17 protein-coding genes are annotated in these 18,133 nt (G+C 44.6%); 4 read left to right on the top strand and 13 right to left on the bottom strand.

The window, feature by feature from the left end:
- Positions 1-21: 21 nt before the first annotated feature.
- The 4 genes from AC1DCV_RS02865 to AC1DCV_RS02850 form a co-directional block, all read right to left on the bottom strand.
- Complete coding sequence (locus tag AC1DCV_RS02865) at positions 22-864, bottom strand: prephenate dehydrogenase (protein ID WP_441572317.1); 843 nt, start codon at positions 862-864, stop codon at positions 22-24.
- Complete coding sequence (locus AC1DCV_RS02860; protein ID WP_477021745.1) at positions 861-2,024, bottom strand: pyridoxal phosphate-dependent aminotransferase; 1,164 nt, start codon at positions 2,022-2,024, stop codon at positions 861-863. The genes AC1DCV_RS02865 and AC1DCV_RS02860 overlap by 4 nt, the downstream gene beginning before the upstream one ends.
- A gap of 8 nt (positions 2,025-2,032) precedes the next feature.
- Entirely contained in the window at positions 2,033-2,857 is an 825-nt protein-coding gene (locus AC1DCV_RS02855) for a prephenate dehydratase (protein WP_477021744.1), read from the bottom strand.
- A gap of 556 nt (positions 2,858-3,413) precedes the next feature.
- On the bottom strand, positions 3,414-3,647 hold the full coding sequence (locus AC1DCV_RS02850) for a hypothetical protein (protein ID WP_477021743.1): 234 nt from the start codon (positions 3,645-3,647) through the stop codon (positions 3,414-3,416).
- Positions 3,648-3,779: 132 nt separating this feature from the next.
- Between AC1DCV_RS02850 and AC1DCV_RS02845 the strand changes: the two genes are divergently transcribed.
- Both AC1DCV_RS02845 and AC1DCV_RS02840 read left to right on the top strand, forming a co-directional pair.
- Positions 3,780-4,355: an RNA polymerase sigma factor gene (locus tag AC1DCV_RS02845; protein ID WP_477021742.1), complete on the top strand. Its 576-nt coding sequence runs from the start codon at positions 3,780-3,782 to the stop codon at positions 4,353-4,355.
- Positions 4,330-5,463 carry a S1C family serine protease gene (locus AC1DCV_RS02840; protein ID WP_477021741.1) on the top strand — a complete coding sequence of 378 codons (1,134 nt, stop codon included), beginning with the start codon at positions 4,330-4,332 and terminating at the stop codon, positions 5,461-5,463. The genes AC1DCV_RS02845 and AC1DCV_RS02840 overlap by 26 nt, the downstream gene beginning before the upstream one ends.
- A gap of 89 nt (positions 5,464-5,552) precedes the next feature.
- Here AC1DCV_RS02840 and AC1DCV_RS02835 read toward each other — a convergent pair whose 3' ends face one another.
- The 8 genes from AC1DCV_RS02835 to AC1DCV_RS02800 all read right to left on the bottom strand — a co-directional run bounded on the left by AC1DCV_RS02835 (position 5,553) and on the right by AC1DCV_RS02800 (position 14,928).
- Entirely contained in the window at positions 5,553-6,275 is a 723-nt protein-coding gene (locus tag AC1DCV_RS02835; protein WP_477021740.1) for a carboxypeptidase-like regulatory domain-containing protein, read from the bottom strand.
- Positions 6,276-6,456: 181 nt separating this feature from the next.
- Complete coding sequence (locus tag AC1DCV_RS02830) at positions 6,457-6,642, bottom strand: CsbD family protein (RefSeq protein ID WP_133810180.1); 186 nt, start codon at positions 6,640-6,642, stop codon at positions 6,457-6,459.
- An 82-nt stretch (positions 6,643-6,724) separates the two neighbouring features.
- Entirely contained in the window at positions 6,725-7,678 is a 954-nt protein-coding gene (locus AC1DCV_RS02825; protein WP_477021739.1) for an aldose epimerase family protein, read from the bottom strand.
- Between the two features lie 142 nt (positions 7,679-7,820).
- On the bottom strand, positions 7,821-9,149 hold the full coding sequence (gene xylA / locus AC1DCV_RS02820) for a xylose isomerase (RefSeq protein ID WP_477021738.1): 1,329 nt from the start codon (positions 9,147-9,149) through the stop codon (positions 7,821-7,823).
- A gap of 42 nt (positions 9,150-9,191) precedes the next feature.
- The gene (locus AC1DCV_RS02815; protein WP_477021737.1) at positions 9,192-10,670 is read right to left on the bottom strand and encodes a xylulokinase; all 1,479 of its coding nucleotides are present in this window, start codon (positions 10,668-10,670) and stop codon (positions 9,192-9,194) included.
- Between the two features lie 107 nt (positions 10,671-10,777).
- Positions 10,778-12,463, bottom strand: coding sequence for a sodium/sugar symporter (locus tag AC1DCV_RS02810; RefSeq protein WP_477021736.1), 1,686 nt, complete (start codon positions 12,461-12,463; stop codon positions 10,778-10,780).
- A gap of 515 nt (positions 12,464-12,978) precedes the next feature.
- Complete coding sequence (locus tag AC1DCV_RS02805; RefSeq protein ID WP_477021735.1) at positions 12,979-14,118, bottom strand: NAD(P)/FAD-dependent oxidoreductase; 1,140 nt, start codon at positions 14,116-14,118, stop codon at positions 12,979-12,981.
- Between the two features lie 9 nt (positions 14,119-14,127).
- Positions 14,128-14,928 carry an SDR family NAD(P)-dependent oxidoreductase gene (locus AC1DCV_RS02800; protein WP_477021734.1) on the bottom strand — a complete coding sequence of 267 codons (801 nt, stop codon included), beginning with the start codon at positions 14,926-14,928 and terminating at the stop codon, positions 14,128-14,130.
- Between the two features lie 150 nt (positions 14,929-15,078).
- On the opposite strand from AC1DCV_RS02800, the gene AC1DCV_RS02795 reads away from it, so the two are divergent.
- Together AC1DCV_RS02795 and AC1DCV_RS02790 are read left to right on the top strand one after the other, a co-directional pair.
- A complete protein-coding gene (locus AC1DCV_RS02795; RefSeq protein ID WP_477021733.1) occupies positions 15,079-16,125 on the top strand; it encodes an NAD(P)-dependent alcohol dehydrogenase in 1,047 nt (348 codons plus the stop codon).
- A gap of 148 nt (positions 16,126-16,273) precedes the next feature.
- Positions 16,274-16,798, top strand: a complete 525-nt coding sequence (locus tag AC1DCV_RS02790; RefSeq protein WP_477021732.1) for a hypothetical protein — start codon at positions 16,274-16,276, stop codon at positions 16,796-16,798.
- 26 nt (positions 16,799-16,824) lie between these two features.
- Here the strand turns inward: AC1DCV_RS02790 and ilvA are convergent, their stop codons facing one another.
- Positions 16,825-18,081, bottom strand: coding sequence for a threonine ammonia-lyase IlvA (gene ilvA / locus AC1DCV_RS02785; RefSeq protein ID WP_477021731.1), 1,257 nt, complete (start codon positions 18,079-18,081; stop codon positions 16,825-16,827).
- Positions 18,082-18,133 lie beyond the last annotated feature (52 nt).

Raw genomic sequence — 18,133 nt, 5'->3', positions numbered from 1 at the left:
AAGTAGATTATCAGAATTAAATTATTTCAGGATCTTCCTGATTTTATTGGATTTTTGAATCAGTTTATAAAAGGTATCGTAGTCTTCTGTTTCGAGCAATGTTTTCATTTGCTGTAGCTGGTTGATATGTTCTTCCAGTACGTCCAGCACATTGTTGCGATTATGCTTGAAGATGGGTACCCACATATCAGGAGAGCTTTTCGCAAGGCGCACGGTAGATTCAAAACCACCGCTGGCCAGTTCGAAAATGCGGCCTGATTCCTTTTCTTTTTTCAGCACGGTGAGTGCCAGCGCAAAAGAGGTGATGTGAGAAATATGTGATACATAGGCCGTGTGCAGATCATGCTCTTCCGCATTCATATATACAGTACGCATCTGCAGTTGGTCTACCATGTTTTCCACTACTTCCAGGGCATCTTCATCGCTGTTTTTCACGTCACATAATACCATGGTTTTGTGTACGAAAAGATTGCGTACGGCAGCATCGGGACCGGAATACTCGGTGCCGGCCATCGGATGGGCAGCTACGAAGCGACCTCTGTGGGGATGACCGGCAACGAGTTGCAATATTTTTTCTTTCGTAGAACCTACATCCATAATTACCTGGCCGGGGCGTGCTTTGTCCATAATACCGGGCAACGCCTGCAGTACTGCGTCCACAGGAATGGCCAGTACTACCAGGTCGGAGCGAAGCATCGCTTCTTCCAGAGTAGCCCCCTCATCGATGATGTTCAGATCCAGGGCACGCTGCAGGTGTTCCTGGTTCTGATCTACGCCGATGATCCGCTCCGCCACGCCTTTTTCTTTCAGCGTGATGGCAAGTGAGCCACCTATTAATCCGGTACCTATTATTGTTACGATCATTGTATGTTTGTTTTGATGCGTTCTATCGCTTCCTGGAAAACTTTTTCATCCTGGCAAAGACTTACCCTGATATAGCCGTTACCGTTACTACCGAATATTCCTCCGGGTGTAATGAATACACGGGCTTTTTGCAGTATTTCATCAGTCAGCGTATAACCATTTTCGTTAGTCACAGGTATTTTTGCCCATACGAACATTCCTACCTGGTTTTTATCATAGGTGCAATGCAGCAGATCCAGTAGTTGAAATACTTTTTCGCGGCGTGCACGGTATATTTTATTCAGATCATCGTACCAGTCTTTCCCCAGCTGTAAAGCCTTTACTGCAGCCATTTGCATAGGCTGGAACATACCGGAATCCATATTGCTTTTAAAGCGTAGTACTTCTGCAATCCATTCTGCCTTACCAACGAGCATGCCTATACGCCAGCCTGCCATGTTGGAAGATTTGCTGAGAGAGTTCAGTTCCAGTACCACATCTTTTGCGTCTTCAAACTGCAGCAGACTTTCCGGTTGTTCATTTAAAATGAAACTGTATGGATTATCGTGGCAGATGAGGATGTTATGTTGCTTTGCAAAAGTGATCAGCTTAGCGGCAAACTCTTTATTTACCTTGGCACCGGTAGGCATATGCGGATAGTTTACCCACATCAGTTTTACACGGCTCAGGTCTTTTTTTGCCAGGGCATCCAGATCCGGCAACCAGCTGTTTTCTGCTGTCAGGTCGTAATCTACTACCGTGGCACCACTCAGGTTTACCGCAGACCGGTAGGTTGGATAACCCGGGTTAGGAATCAGTGCTTCATCTCCTTCCTGCAGATAAGTCATGCAGATATGCATAATCCCTTCCTTGGAACCTATCAGTGGCAACACTTCTGTATCCGGATTCAGGGTTACGTTATAATAGCGCTGATACCATTCCGCCATTGCTTTACGCAAGGCAGGAATACCTTTATAGCCCTGATAGTTATGGGTATTTGGCAAAGCAGCATTTTCGTTTAATGCAGCCACCACAGAAGGATGAGGAGGTAAATCCGGGCTACCGATGCCCAGGTTGATCACCTTTGTACCTGTTTGGTTCATTTCCTCTATTTCCCTGAGTTTTTTGGAGAAGTAGTATTCTTCTGTGCCTTGTAATCTTTTAGCAACCTGTATCTGCATAAAACTGATTAATGTGTTTTCCCTTTTTTATAAATACCAAGTACTGTGAGGTGTTCGGTGAGCGGCTCTATTTTAGACAATGCTTTTTCAAAATGAGCGGCGTTATCAAATTCCATATCGGCGTGGAAATAATAGTTCCATTCTTTTGCCGGGATAGGAAAGGATTGCAGTTTAGAGAGATTAATACCTGCTACTGCGATCTGGGTCAGTACTTTGGCCAGGCTTCCTCTGTCGTGACTGGTCTGAAAATATACCGAAGCTTTGTTGGCATCTTCCGGTGTAGCCATTGGTATGCGGGATACAGCCAGGAAACGGGTATAGTTATTTTTGTTTGTATGAATATTAGGAGCGATGATATCCAGCTCGAAGATTTCTGCCGCCAGTTTACCTGCAATGGCGCCGGTGCTTTTCAGTTTCTTCTGTCTTACGTGTTTGGCGCTAAGGGCGGTATCTTCTGTTTCTACCAGTTTGATGTGTGGGTATTTTTCCAGGAAGTCCATACACTGTAATAATGCCATCGGGTGGGAATGTACTTCCCGGAGGTCTTCCATTGTTTGACCCGGTAATACCATCAGGTGCTGATTAATCTGTAGGTAGATTTCACCGGTAATATGCAGGCCTGAATTTTTGATGAGGCTATAGTTGGGTAAAATGCTGCCAGCAATAGAGTTTTCGATGGCCATGATACCTGCATCCACATCGGGTTGCTGTTTTGCTTTCTTAACCAGTTCTGAAAAGGAGGCACAGCATTCTATTTCGACATTTTTTCCGAAATATCCCTGGGCAGCTACCTGGTGAAAACATCCTTCAAACCCCTGTATGGCAATTTTCATGTGTATGTGATTGATTTTATTTATTTATAGTTGCTACAGCAACTAGCTATTAAAAACAGAAAGGGCCCCTAGTTGGGACCCTTTTGCGTAGTACTTTATGTTGTAAGTATATTATTGCAAACGAGTCCCCTGCTTCTTCGCATAAAAGAAGTAAGAGAAGTAATAAAAAAAAGAATTGCCTAAAGCTGGCTGTAACATATACCTACTGTTTATTAATGTTATTAAAAAAGGCCTTCCGATTTACCGGAAGGCCCTTTTGTAGTATCTTTTATTTTACACAAACGACCTTCCTATTTCTGGTACCAGAAATAATAAAAGCCAAAAAATCCAAAAGTCGTTTGTTGTTTCATGTAATTATTGTAATCCTTTTGAGTGTAGGACAAAAATACGGCACGATTTTAATTATCCAAGGGGTAATATCAAAAAATATACTTTTTTTAATAATAAAGGGCATTTATTGAATAACTTTCAAGAAAACGTGATCTTTAAATCTACCGGGCACAAAAAAACCGTCCTGGCCAAGCCGGGACGGTTATTTATAAAACCTAAAGTTAAATTAGTGTTTTGCAGCAGCTGAATCGATAGTTTTAGCAGCAGAATCAACGGTTGCTTTAGCAGCAGTAGCTACTGAATCAACAGCAGTGGTTGCAGTTTTTGCAGCTGAATCGATAACATTGCTAGCAGCAGTAGCTGTAGAATCACCTTCAGTTTTTGTGGCACCACCACCGCAAGCAACTGCGAAAATACCGAAAGACAGAGCCAGGAAACCGATTTTAATTACGTTCTTCATGATACAATTATTTAAGTTGTTTTTTGAATGATTTAACCTTTATACCGGGATCACCTAAAAGGTAACCCAAACTTTTAAAAATATTTTTTTTCGGTACTTTGGGTTACCAAATGCCTAATAACTGTATTAAGAGTGAAGCAAAATCAAGACATAACAAGAGATAGGGAATTATTGCTGGGACTGGCAAAAGGTGAAGATAAGTCATTGGAAATCATCTATTCAGAAAATTTTCCAGTGGTTTTGAGAATGATCCTTCAGCACAACGGTTCAGAAGATGATGCCAAAGATGTGTTCCAGGAGGCTATTATAGTCTTATATGAAAAGGTGCAAAACAATGATTTTACGCTCAGCAGCAGGCTCAAAACCTTCCTTTATTCGGTTTGCCGCCACCTGTGGCTTAAGAAAGTTCAACGCACTTACGGACTATACGCCTTAACCCCTGAGCTGGAAGAAGTTATTCCTGCCACAGAGGAACTGGAAGAACATTATGCCAGGGATCAGGAATTCAGGATCATGGAAGGGGCAATGAGCAGTATTGGTCAGCCCTGCCAGACCATCCTCGAAGATTATTACCTGCACAAGAAATCGATGCAGGAAATAGCAGAGAAGTTTGGATACACCAACGCTGAAAACGCCAAGAACCAGAAATATAAGTGCCTGATGCGTTTGAAGAAGTTATTTTTTGATCAGTACAATACACCATTATAAGAAGAAAGCAGCCATGAAAGAAGATATGATCTTATTACGTGAAATTGAGCGTTACCTGGAAGGGGAAATGAGCGAACAGGAAAAAACTGCTTTCGATGAGTTACGCCGTACTAACCCATTGATTAACCGACAAGTAGAAGAACATCAGTTGTTTCTGCAGCACCTGGGCAATTACGGGCAAAGACAAAACTTACAGGCCAAACTGGAAAAGATACATCAGCAACTGGATATGCCTACTCTCCGCAAACAAGCGCAGGAAGGAAACCAGGCTGCAAAAAGATTGTCTATCCGCCGCAGAACCATCACCAACCTGGCAGCTGCCGCCTGTATTGCTCTGGTCACCTCTCTGTCTACCATCGCGGTAATACAGAATGTAGCCAGGAATAAATCTACTGCTCAATATGAAGATGTAAGACGAGTGCTGAATAATATTCAACGCTCCCAGAATGCACTCATTAATGATATGAACAGTAAAAGCAAAGCACCGTTAAACCCAGGCACCTATGGTGGTACTGGTTTCGCGGTATCCGGCAATGGTTATATCGTTACCAACTATCATGTAGTAGCCGGCGCCGACTCTGTATATGTTCAAAATAATAAAGGAGAAGCTTTTAAAGCAGTGAGCATATTTGAAGATATTTCCAGTGACCTGGCTATATTAAAGATAGCTGACTCCACTTTTAAAAGTCAACCACTGCCCTACGCTTTGAAACCACAGAATGTCAGACTTGGTGAAGAAGTATTTACTATGGGCTTCCCCCGCGATGAAATTGTTTATGGCAAAGGTTATATCAGCGCCAAAACAGGATTTAACGGCGACACTACTGCTTATCAGGTATCCATTCCGGTGAATCCCGGTAACAGCGGCGCGCCCCTGCTCGACAGCAAAGGCGATGTAGTAGGTATCGTTACCGGCAAACAAACGACCTCCGACGGTATTGCCTTTGCAGTAAAGTCTGCCCATCTCAAACACCTGCTGGATGAAATGCCGAAAGACAAGCAGACCAGGAAAGACTGGAGTCATAAAAGCCACCTGGACGGGATCAACAGGGTAGATCAGATTAAGAAACTCGAAGACTTTGTATATATGGTGAAGGTCTATAATTGAAACAGCTTTTAACCATTAGCTTTTAGCAAAAAATGCAGCGTAGATATGATCTGCGCTGCATTTTTTGCTAAAAGCTAATGGCTAAAAGCTTAATGCTGTTTCGCTATCCACGCTTTGTACTTATCTGTTATCCAGTAAAGCAGATCGTTGTTTCCAATAGTACGCATGGTATTATAATCAGGATAATTATCCCGCATAAATAACTGAAGGGAGTCGCCGGTAAGACCCGTTACTTTATTTACCAGTATTGGTGTAAAGCGGGAGTCGATGTACTTTTCTTTTTCCATCTTCTCATAATTTGTCTTAAACTGCCGTTTTTGTTTTTCTTTTTTAGAGAAGCGGGTGATAGGGCTGATGACGATACCGGCCCCCTGTGGTGTGCTACCGCCCGCCAGTTGCTGGTTGGGCTTATCGAGAATATAACCGTACTGGTTGCGTCTTTCTATAGAATCTATCTGGTAGGGTGAATACTGAGAAGTAACTTCCACCCCTTTCAGAAATTTACCGGCAGATACCAGGATTACATTAGTCGTTTGGGTACCCATTGTTTGGGTCACGATCACCGTATCCGGAACATAGCCTACAAATGTGATGACGATGCGATCATTGCGGTTACCGGTTATTTTGTAGTATCCGCCCTGATCGGAGAGCGAACGTTTGCCGGAGTTCAGGTTGCTGACAGTGGCATAGGGTAGCACCAGTTTATTGCTGTCCGAAATCATCCCTGTAACCGTCACCTGTGCGTTCACCAGGGAAGCAAATGCCATACTGAAAATACAGCCCAATGCTATGATGCGTAATAAAACCTTCATATAGAGTATAATAAATTTAACTGTTKAATCCTTTCCTCTCCTTACAAACAGATCAATATTGACATTGTTCATATCCTTATTTGAAGTTACAAATTAAAGGAAATGCCCCGGTGTTAAAAAACAAAATCCTTCTGCCGCTGGCAGAAGGATTGTTGTAATTGCATTTCAGGATATATACCAATCAGGCTGATTTCAGTAAACTGATCACTTCTTCACGGCTTTTACCCAATTTCTGCTGGAGTTTTCCGATCAACTTATCTTCCTGACCTTCTTCATATAACAGGTCATCATCGGTTAAATCTGCATACTTCTGTTTGAGGGTACCTTTGAGTTCATTCCACTTTCCTTTGATCTGTAACTTGTCCATAATTTTTCAATTTATATGGTGATATAATCTGGTTACTTACAAAGGAGGGAAAGCCAACAACTATGCCATCCACCAGACGAGTTTACAAGGATACCTGGATACGGGTATCAAAAACACGACTTTCACCCGCAGCCAGCTGAACCAGTCCAAGCCCGTTGTTAAAGGCATCCGGCGCGCCGCTGAGGTTCTCCACTGCGATACTGGTACGGTGAGGTGGAATATATATTTGCAGTATCGGGTAATTGTTGCCAGGATAAAATGTGATGTTGATATTTTTCTTCGGATCGTGGATTGTGGCCAGCGGTTGTGCCTTGCTTTGGTCCAGTATAAAGGAATTATCGAGTTCTACCCCTTTCAGCGACTTGCCTGCAACAAATTCTGTATATGGCAGGAGATTACCGGTAGGCAATAGTTTTTCGTTGAACTCTACTATTTGTTTAGAAGCAAAAGTAAGTTCCAGTTCATCTATATGTGTACCGGTGCTGAAGTAGGGATGCCAACCATCCATTACCGGAATTGTACTGCTGCTCTGATTGATGATGGTGGTATTCATCTGCAGGTCATTATTGGCGCGCAGTGTAAACGTAGCGATGCAATCGTAAGCAAAAGGATATCCTGCATCATCTGTTTGCTTGAAATGATGTGTCAGGGTAACCGTTGCCTGTTGATCATCTGCCTGTTGTGCGGTAATAGTAAAAGGCGCATCGTATAATAGGCCGTGGATGGCGTTGCCAGGAGCAAGCGTTTTCTGAATGCTATAGGAAGTTCCTTCCCAGGTATATTGTGCATCCTTAATGCGGCAAGCATAAGGACTCAATTTTACACTTTTGAAGCTGATGCGAAGATTTGCTTCCAGGTCAGACAGATCTTTATAACTGTCGATCAGGTTGAGGGTTTCCTGTTGACGCGTTACCTTAAATGCGTGCAGCAGTGCGCCGTAGGCAGGGATGATTTCCACCTGTGTTCCTGTTGTCAGATCCTGTAGTGCGATGATATCAAATCCTGCTTCTTTAAAAGAATGGATGCCAAATTTCATTGTTCAATATTTTGAATTCCAGACAAAATAATAAAAATTTTACTGAGATGAAGGGATTAAACGAACAAGCAGATGGTTTATAAACAAGCAAGCATCTGTCCTGTAAGGACAGATGCTTGCTGTTATATTATTTACCACATCATCAGATGCTGGCGTTGATCAGATTTTCCAGCCATTCCTGTTTACCGCTGGTTTGTTTAGGCTCTCCATTTGCAGCTGCAAAATTGCGGAGGTCTTCCAATGTCAGTTTACCGGCTTCAAATTCCTGGCCTTTACCGCTGTTGAAAGAATCGTAGCGATCGTGACGGAATTTTTTATATGGGGTGGCTGTCAGCACTTTTTCTGCAACGATCGCAGCTCTTGCGAAAGTATCGATACCGCCGATGTGTGCGTGGAAGATGTCTTCCAGATCAGTAGAGTTACGACGTGTTTTAGCATCGAAGTTAACGCCACCACCTGCAAATCCACCTGCTTCCAGGATAACGAGCATACTTTCGATGAGGTCATTGAGGTTGGTTGGGAACTGGTCTGTATCCCAGCCATTCTGTGCATCACCGCGGTTGGCGTCGATGCTACCCAGCATGCCTGCATCTACGGCTACCTGTAATTCGTGTTGGAAGGTATGTCCTGCCAGTGTTGCGTGGTTTACTTCGAGGTTTAATTTGAAATCTTTATCCAGGCCATATTGACGGAGGAAACCTATTACCGTAGCTGCGTCATAATCGTACTGGTGTTTGGTAGGTTCGCAAGGTTTAGGTTCAATGAAGAAAGTACCTTTAAAACCCTGTGCACGCGCGTAATCGCGGGCCATACCGAGGAAACGGCCCAGGTGTTCCTGTTCGCGTTTCATGTCTGTATTCAGCAGAGTCATATAGCCTTCGCGACCACCCCAGAATACATAGTTTTCACCACCCAATGCGATAGTAGCATCGAGGGAGTTTTTCACCTGTGTACCTGCGTATGCCAGTACAGCAAAGTCGGGGTTGGTAGCAGCACCATTCATGTAGCGTGGATTGCTGAATACATTAGCGGTTCCCCACAGCAGTTTTACGCCGCTGGCCTGTTGTTTTTGTTTTGCGTAAGCAACGATCTGCTGCATACGGCTTTCGTATTCTGCTACGTTAGCGCCTTCATCTACCAGATCCACATCGTGGAAGCAATAGTAAGGAAGACCCATTTTGGTGATGAACTCAAAAGCTGCGTCCATCTTATCTTTCGCGCTCTGATTTGCATCAGCTGATGCCAGCCAGGGGAAGTTTTTAGTACCCGGACCGAATGGATCTCCACCGGTACCACAGAAGGTATGCCAGTAAGATACTGCGAAGCGGAACAGTTCCTTCATGGATTTGCCGGCAATGATGCGGTTTTCATCATACCATTTATAGGCAAGTGGATTATCTGACTGTACTCCTTCAAACTGTATTTTACCAATTCCTTTAAAATACTCGGTGTTTCCTAATGTAATACTCATAACTAGTGTGGTTTTTTAAAATGCTTGACTTATATGTTTCCGTTAATGCATCAAAGTACGCAGTCCGTTTAGCCAGTTGCCGTATACATCACGGTATTGTGATTGCAGGGCTGCATCCGGTTCTATTACAGACAGGCATTCCATGCCGCGGAAAGCATCTTTAGTACTTACATAGCCTGCTCCTACCGCGGCTCCGCGGGCAGCGCCCTGAGCGCCGTCTGTATTATATAATTCTATGACAACATTGGCGGTATTGGCAAATGCTTCCCGGAACAGGGGGCTGAGGAACATGTTGGCATGTCCTGCCCTTACCCGGTGAATGTTCAGGTCCATTTCCGCCATGATATCCATGCCGTAGTTGAGCCCGAATACAATACCTTCCTGTACTGCACGCATCATATGCGAGCGTTGGTGGCGATTGAAATTCAGGTGACTAACGGTAGCGCCTATACTCCTGTTTTCCAGGATTCGTTCGGCGCCGTTGCCGAAAGGAAATACCTGCAGACCGTCCGCGCCAATAGGCGCCTGCGCAGCCAGGGCATTCATTTCGGGATAGGTGATATCCCCAACCATATTTTTCAGCCAGCTGTTGGCAATACCTGTACCGTTCAAACACATGAGCACACCGTTTCTCGTATGTGCGTCATCGTTATTAACATGTACAAACGCATTAACACGGCTCTGCTGATCAAAACTATTTTTGTCATGCACAGCATATACCACGCCTGAAGTACCTGCGGTAGTAGCAGCTTCACCGGGTTGCAGTACATTGAGAGAGAAAGCATTGTTAGGCTGATCACCGGCACGATAGGTGACTGGTGTGCCTGGTACCAGTTTTAACGTGGCGGCAGCAGCAGCAGTTAATTGTCCCTGCACACCAAAAGTGGGTACCAAGGCGGACAACAGGTTTTCGTCAATATTATAATGTTTCAGTAATGCTTTGGATACACTATTTTCCGCGAAATCCCAGAAGGTGCCTTCAGATAGACCGGAAATAGTGGTGCAGGCATCACCGGTTAATTTCATGGCAATGAAATCGCCGGGCAACATTACTTTATGAATGCGCTCATAGATATGTGGTTCGTTTTCCTGGATCCAGCGCAGTTTGGAGGCGGTGAAGTTGCCGGGCGAGTTCAGCAGGTGTGACAAACAATATTGCTCTCCCAGCGCTTTAAAAGCAGCGTTGCCGATGTCTACGGCACGGCTGTCGCACCAGATAATAGCGGGTCTTAATACCTGCTGGTTTTTATCCACACATACCAGCCCATGCATCTGATAGGCAATGCCTATTCCTTTGATCTGTTCCGGAGCTACTGTAAATCGATTTAGCAAAATCCCTGTGGCATTAATGATTTCCTGCCACCAGCTATCCGGGTTCTGTTCGGCCCAGCTTAGGTGAGGCACATCAATGGCCATCTCTTTTTCAGGACAGGTAGCAGTAGCTACGCAAACGCCGGTATCGGCATTGAGCAAGGCTGCCTTGATAGATGAGGACCCGATATCGTATCCAATAAAGTACATAACGTGAAGAATTAGCGATCATCAATATAAGACCGGTATATTTCCCGGTTCCGATTAACTGCTCAGAACCGGGAAATGACCGGTAACAAAATAACAAAATGTTTCTATTACCAGAACACAGTATACAACGCGATCAGTATACCTATAATGAGCAATGCGCCAACAGTGAAGCCCATATTGGGTTTGAACATGCTGCTGTCGATCGCCAGACCCTTTGGATTATTAGCGCTGGCTTTATCACTCAGGGTAATGATCACCATACCAATTACACATACCACAAACACAAGGCCCATACGGTCAATGAAAGCCATTTCCCATAAGCCGCTGTCCGGATTTAATGCGGAGAAACCAATCTGGTGCAAAGGCTCCAGGTTGACCCATGCCGGCATAAATTTCAGGAAGAAAGAGAGCAGTAAACCACCAATCATCGCAAACATCGCCGCGCTGGAAGTAGTACGTTTCCAGAAAAATCCGAGGGCGAACATGGCAAATACCCCCGGGGACACAAAACCGGTGTATTCCTGGATAAACTGGAAGCCTCCTTTTTTATCAATACCGAGGAAGTTGGAAATCACGATCGCAATGATCATAGTCACTATCACTACCAAACGCCCTACGCTTACAATCTTCTTCTCATCGGCCTCTTTGTTATATATCTTCTTATAAATATCCAAAGAGAAAATGGTAGAAATACTATTGGCTTTACCTGCCAGAGAAGCTACTACCGCCGCTGTGAGTGCAGCAAATGCCAGACCTTTCAGCCCAACAGGCAGGAGGTTCAACAATACCGGGTAAGCATTATCTGCATTCAGCGAGCCTCCTTTCATCATGGACTGCGCAAAATCGCCATGGTTCTGAGAGTACAGCACATAAGCCGCGATACCAGGTAATACCACGATCACAGGCATCAGCAATTTCAGGAAACCAGCAAACAGTAAACCACTGCGTGCGGTTTTCAGATCCGCGCCCAGTGCACGTTGCGTGATATACTGGTTACAACCCCAGTAGTTCAGGTTCACAATCCACATACCACCAATCAATACGCTCAATCCGGGCAGATCCAGGTACTTGGGGTTTTCCTTGTGCAGGATCATGTGGAAATGTTCGCTGGCATGTTGGGTCATCAGGGAGAAGCCTTTCAATACACCTGTTGTACCAAAATGCTCGGATACCAGTTGTAAAGCGAGGTAAGTAGTAGCCAGACCGCCCAGGATCAGGAAGAACACCTGTATTACATCCGTATAACCAATCACCTTCATGCCTCCCAGTGTAATCAGGATGGCAAAGAAGGCCAGTGCCACCATACAGACATAAAAGTTAATACCAGAAATAGTGGATACCGCCAATGCACCAAGGTACAGGATAGACGTAAGGTTTACCACCACATACAACAACAGCCAGAACACGGCCATAATGGTACTTACGGTTTGATTATACCTCCGCTCCAGGAACTGGGGCATCGTATAGATCTTGTTCTTCAGATAAATGGGCAGGAAAAATACCGCTACCACAATCAGCGTGGCGGCAGCCATCCATTCATAAGTAGAAATGGCTAATCCTATACTGAAACCATTTCCGGACATCCCGATAAATTGTTCCGCAGAAATGTTGGAAGCGATCAGGGAGGCACCAATTGCCCACCAGGTAAGAGATCCTTCCGCGAGGAAAAAGTCTTTCGAATCCGTGGTCGCCTTCTTCTTCCGGCGATAAATATAGTAGCCATAGCCTGCCACTATTACAAAATATACCAGGAATACCAGGTAATCAAAGATGTGTAAGGATTTTGTTTGCATAACGTTCAAACGTGGTTATAAAAAATTTAGCGAATCAATATACATAATAAATGTATAAAATACGCTTACAAAGTTTTTTTTTAACGCGAAAAGTAAAACCGCGACAGCTGCCGCGGTTCTCCGGGTGATAAAACTATTAATTTAAATTACTTGTCATAGCTCGTTTATAAAAAAAGAAACAATTAATACCCTTTACTTACACAAAAGGTACCTGTGAACACTATAATAAATATTCTTTCAGCTTGATTTCCTTTCCTTTATGAGGTGGGAATGGTCAACTGAATGCCTGATAGCGTGGAAATAAAATTTAAATATAGAAAAGAGATATTCGGGAACCAAGCTTTTTTTTAGCTGTTAGCTTTTAGCTATTAGCCGTTAGCCTGTCATTTACTGTTACCCTGTTATTTGGGAGGGCCGTCGACGAAAATATTTTCGAAGTCGGATTATAGTCTGGTGTTTGGGATAGGAGACAGCTTTTAGCTATGAGCGTTTCAGATCAGTAGTTCTATCAGGATCTAACTGTTCAGCGCCATCACTGCAATCTGCTCTCCGATCATAGATCCGATGGCTACGCCCATTCCTCCCATGCGCACTCCCATGATGACATTCTTTGTATGTGTTTTCACCAAAGGTTGTTTGGTTTTGCCGAAGGCCATGATACCCGTCCACCGGTCGGCGATCGTTACCTCTCGGCCGGGCAGGATGATAGTATGCAGTAACACTTCCAGCTCATGCTGTATACGATCGTTGAAATGAAATTCGGTGGTGGTTTCGCCGGTAAAGTCCAGCTGCCGGCCGCCGCCCAGCAATACCCGGCCATCCAGCTCCCGGAAATAGTAATACCCTTCTTCCAGGTGAAAGATGCCTTTAAACGGCAAATCCTTCACAGGCGCGGTGATCAGTACCTGTCCCCTGCCTGGCACCACCTCTTCCTCCGGTAGCAACTGCCGGGTAAAAGCGTTGGTACAGATCAGTACTTTATGGGCGGTGAATATAATGTCTTCTTTCAAAGTATGATTGGGCACAATAACGTTCACCCCTGTATGAAAATCTTCGATGCTGCTCACGGTGCATCCTGTTTTAATTTCCACACCACAGGCGATAGCCGTATCTATCAGGGCACGCATCATTTTGCCGGTATGCAGTTCGCCTTCGAAATTATTACGGATAAGCGCTTTGATGTATTGCCGCTCAAAGCCAAAAGCTGCCAGCTTTTCATCTGTTCGTGTAAAGGCAGGCTGTTCACCGAACAGGTCACCGAGTATTTTATTGACTTCGGGAAGTTGCTGTAGCGCCCATTCCTCCCGGGAGCCGATGAGTTCAAAACTGCCATTTTCACGATATCCGATACGGTCATCTCCCAAACGCTTCCGAAGTAAACGCAGACCAGACAGCCGAAGGTTTACCAGGTTCAGTACCGCTGCCACCGGCATGGTTTGCAGATCAGCCAGGATTTCGGTGAGACTTCCAATACAGACAAAGCCTGCATTTTTTGTGCTGGCACCGGTAGGCAGCACTTCCCTTTCCAGCACCATGACGCGGCTTTGCGGCGCCTTTTCCTTCAGACTGACGGCAGCAGACAAGCCTACTATACCACTGCCGATGATGATATAGTCGTATTGCAAAAGACTTTGTTTTTCCCAATAGCTGAGCATACCTGTAATTTACACTGTTCCTACAGATCCACCATCCACCCGGAATACGGCACCTGTGATAAAGGCGGCATGATCTGAGGCCAGAAAAGCCACGATACCGCCGGTTTCTTCCGGCAATCCTACCCGTCCCAGCACCTGGTAAGGCCGGTTTTCTTTCAGGAACTGTTTAGCAGCATCCGCGATAGAAATACCTTTTTCTTTGGAGATGCCTTCCAGCATATCATCTACCAAAGGTGTTTTAATGAATGCCGGAGAAACGGTGTTCACCAGTATATTATCCTTACCATAATTCTGCGACAGGGTTTTGGAATAATTATTCAGTGCAGCTTTGGTGGCATTGTAGTGGCCCATGTTAGGATCGGGCTGCTCTGCATTTTCGGAGGAGATATTGATGATACGTCCACCACCTTGTTTTTTCAGATGAGGGATTACCAGGTTGGTGAGCGCTACCTGGCCAAAGAAATTCACTTCAAAAATACGTCGCCATTGATCCATTGTAATGGTTTCCAACGGACCAAAAGCATCTATACCTCCTGCATTATTTACTAGTATGTCTATATGTCCGTATTGCTGTATCGTAGTGGTGACAAGACGTTGCAAGTCAGCTTCTTTTGCCATATCCGCTACTATTGCCAATACCTCATTACCCTGTAAGCGGAACATGGCGGCAGTGTCTTCCAGTTCATCTGCATTGCGGGCGGTAATCACCACAATAGCGCCTTCCTTCAGTAAAGCCGCAGCAATGCCTTTGCCTATACCTTTACTGCCACCTGTAACAATGGCGACCTTTCCTTTTAAATTGAGCTCCATGATTCTATTATTTTATATCAAAAGTAAAAGATGCGATGAGGGGATTTACAGTATAAGTTATTGAAAAAAAGGTAAAAAGACGGGAGTGCGGAGGTGAACTTATCCCGAATTGCACAAATTACGTAGCTTCGGGGCCTAAAATTTTACACCATGATTGCAACAAAAGCTTACGCTGTGCAGGATGCTGCTTCACCGCTGGGTCCATGGAACTTTGAGCGCAGAGAACCCGGTCCGCATGATGTACAGATTGAAATTTTATATTGCGGTGTATGCCATTCCGATATACACCAGGTAAGAAATGAATGGGGCAATTCCATTTACCCAATGGTGCCCGGCCATGAAATAGTAGGCCGAATTACCAAAGTAGGTGATCATGTTACCCGTTTCAAAGTAGGAGATCTGGCTGGTATTGGTTGTTTTGTAGACTCCTGCCGCGAATGTGATCCCTGCAAAGCAGGTGAAGAACAATACTGTGTAACCGGCGGCGCCAGTACTTACAATGGGTATGAGATGGATCGTAAAACACATACTTACGGCGGCTACTCTACGCATATTGTAACAGATGAGAAATATACCCTGAAGGTTTCTGATAAATTACCACTGGAAGGTGTAGCACCATTATTATGCGCTGGCATCACTACTTATTCTCCCCTGCGTCACTGGAAAGTTGGCAAAGGTCATAAAGTAGCGGTAGTAGGTTTGGGCGGTTTGGGGCATATGGCGGTAAAGCTGGCAGCATCTATGGGTGCAGAGGTGACTATGTTAAGTACTTCTCCTTCCAAAGAAGCAGATGCCAAAAGACTCGGTGCTCATCATTTTGCACTGATGACCGATAAAGAGCAGGTGAAACAATTGCGGAGCAAATTTGATTTTATTATCAACACTATTTCTGCACCGCATGATTATACTACCTATCTGAATTTGTTGAACCTGGATGGAGTGATGATCTGCCTGGGTGTTCCTCCGGAACCATCTATAGTACCGGCTTTCAACCTGATCATGGGTCGCCGTAGTATTGCGGGGTCATTGATTGGTGGTATCCGTGAAACACAGGAGATGCTGGACTATTGTGCGGAGCATAATATTAMCAGTGATGTGGAAGTGATCAATATCAATGAAATCAATACGGCTTATGAGCGCATGTTGAAAGGAGATGTGAAATACCGGTTTGTGATTGATATCGCGAGTTTAAAATAACCCTGCCGAGGTTGGTAGGGTATACTAATAGTAAAAAGACCCGTTATGGTTGAACCATAACGGGTCTTTTTTGTTATACATTCGTTAAGCAAAGCCTGTCATACAATTTTGTCGATACCTTTACAACTGCTATATCCCAAAACCTCAAATGATGACGAAGATTACCTCCAATACCTATCGCAGGTCCAGTCGTCTGATAACTGTTACAGTCGGTTTATTACTGCTCCTCGTAGCAGGAGTAATGGCCTGGTATTTTATTCATCAACCAGACAATGTGTCCCGAAGCGACTCCTCCAACATCATGCTGGATACTTCTCCGGAAGATACCGGTATCGGCAGATGCCTTCAATATCCGATCAGTGCCATGGCATTACAAAAACTCTATCTTTCCAATGATCCTGAAGTCAATGAAAAGTATAGTAATAAAACAGTTTATGTCACGGGAACCTATATTGGTACCGGTCTGGATCCAATGGGAACCGTATATCTGCTCCTGAGGAGCAATGACGGGTTTCATGCCATTAAATGCTTCCCGTCGAATCATAAAGAAGTGTTCCTGGTAAAGGGCAATCCCTTGTTAATAAAGGGGTACTGCCGGGGGCAGATATGGGATCTTAAAATTGAGGACTGTGAATTGCTGGATATGCCCGTAACTACAGCTAAAATAAAATAGCCCCCGGTTTTACAGGAGCTATATTATTACACCAGATACCCAAATAAGCTGTCATCCTTATTCAGTTCAGTAACCTGAAAATTATACTTTTTGAAATTGGCCATGAGCTTGTCGTAATCCTCGCGGTACTTGAGTTCTATACCTACCAGGGCGGGGCCGATTTCTTTATTATGTTTTTGTATGTATTCAAAGCGGGTGATATCATCGGTGGGGCCGAGGATATGATTCAAAAACTCTTTCAGTGCGCCGGGGCGCTGTGCAAAGCGTACAATAAAATAGTGCTTTAATCCTTCGTAGAGGAGGGAGCGTTCTTTTATTTCCTGCATGCGGTCAATATCGTTGTTGCTGCCGCTGATCACGCATACTACTTTTTTGCCTTTTATCTCTTCTGCAAAATCGTCCAGTGCTGCAATGGATAAAGCGCCGGCGGGTTCCACCACTATTGCATCTTCATTATATAACCGGAGGATAGTAGAGCATACTTTACCTTCCGGAACCAGGTGCATTCTTTCCAGTACATCTTTGCAGATTTCATAGTTGAGGGTACCTACCCTTTTTACAGCAGCACCATCTACAAAGCGTTCAATTTCATCGAGGGTAATGGGTGCTCCGTTTTCCAGCGCCCGGAGCATGGAGGGAGCGCCTTCCGGTTCTACACCAATGATGTGGGTTTTGGGACTATAGGTTTTAAAGTAAGTGCCTAAGCCGGCAGCCAAACCGCCGCCACCAACGGGTACAAAGAGGTAGTCGATCGCTGACTGATCTTCAAGTATTTCCACTGCAACGGTACCTTGTCCTTCTATAATTTTTGGATTATCGAATGGTGGAATGAAGGTCATACCATTTGCTTTTGTGAAAGCCTGGGCTTCCGCAGAGCAATCATCAAAAGTATCACCTACGAGGCGGATTTCTATATTATCGCCGCCGAACATATTTACCTGGTTAACTTTTTGTTTCGGTGTAATGACAGGCATGAATACCACGCCTTTAATGTTCATGGCTTTACAGGCGTAAGCGAAGCCCTGGGCATGATTTCCGGCGCTGGCGCAGGTAACGCCTTTGGCCAGAATATCCCCGTGCAGGCTACTGATCAGGTTATAGGCGCCTCTCAATTTATAAGAGCGTACAATCTGCATGTCCTCTCTTTTCAGATATACATCACAGTTATAGCGCCGGGAAAGATTGGCACTATACATCAGCGGCGTGCGTGTGATCACTGGCTTCAGCTTCACTGCAGCATCGAGGATATTCAGGGAATTGACACTACTCATTACTTCAGACATAAAATGTAATTAATACAAATGGCAAAGCATTTCCGGGGCTATCGAAATCATG

The sequence above is a fragment of the Chitinophaga sp. 10T418 genome, from assembly GCF_056394125.1.
This window is presented reverse-complemented; position numbering and strand designations above follow the sequence as displayed.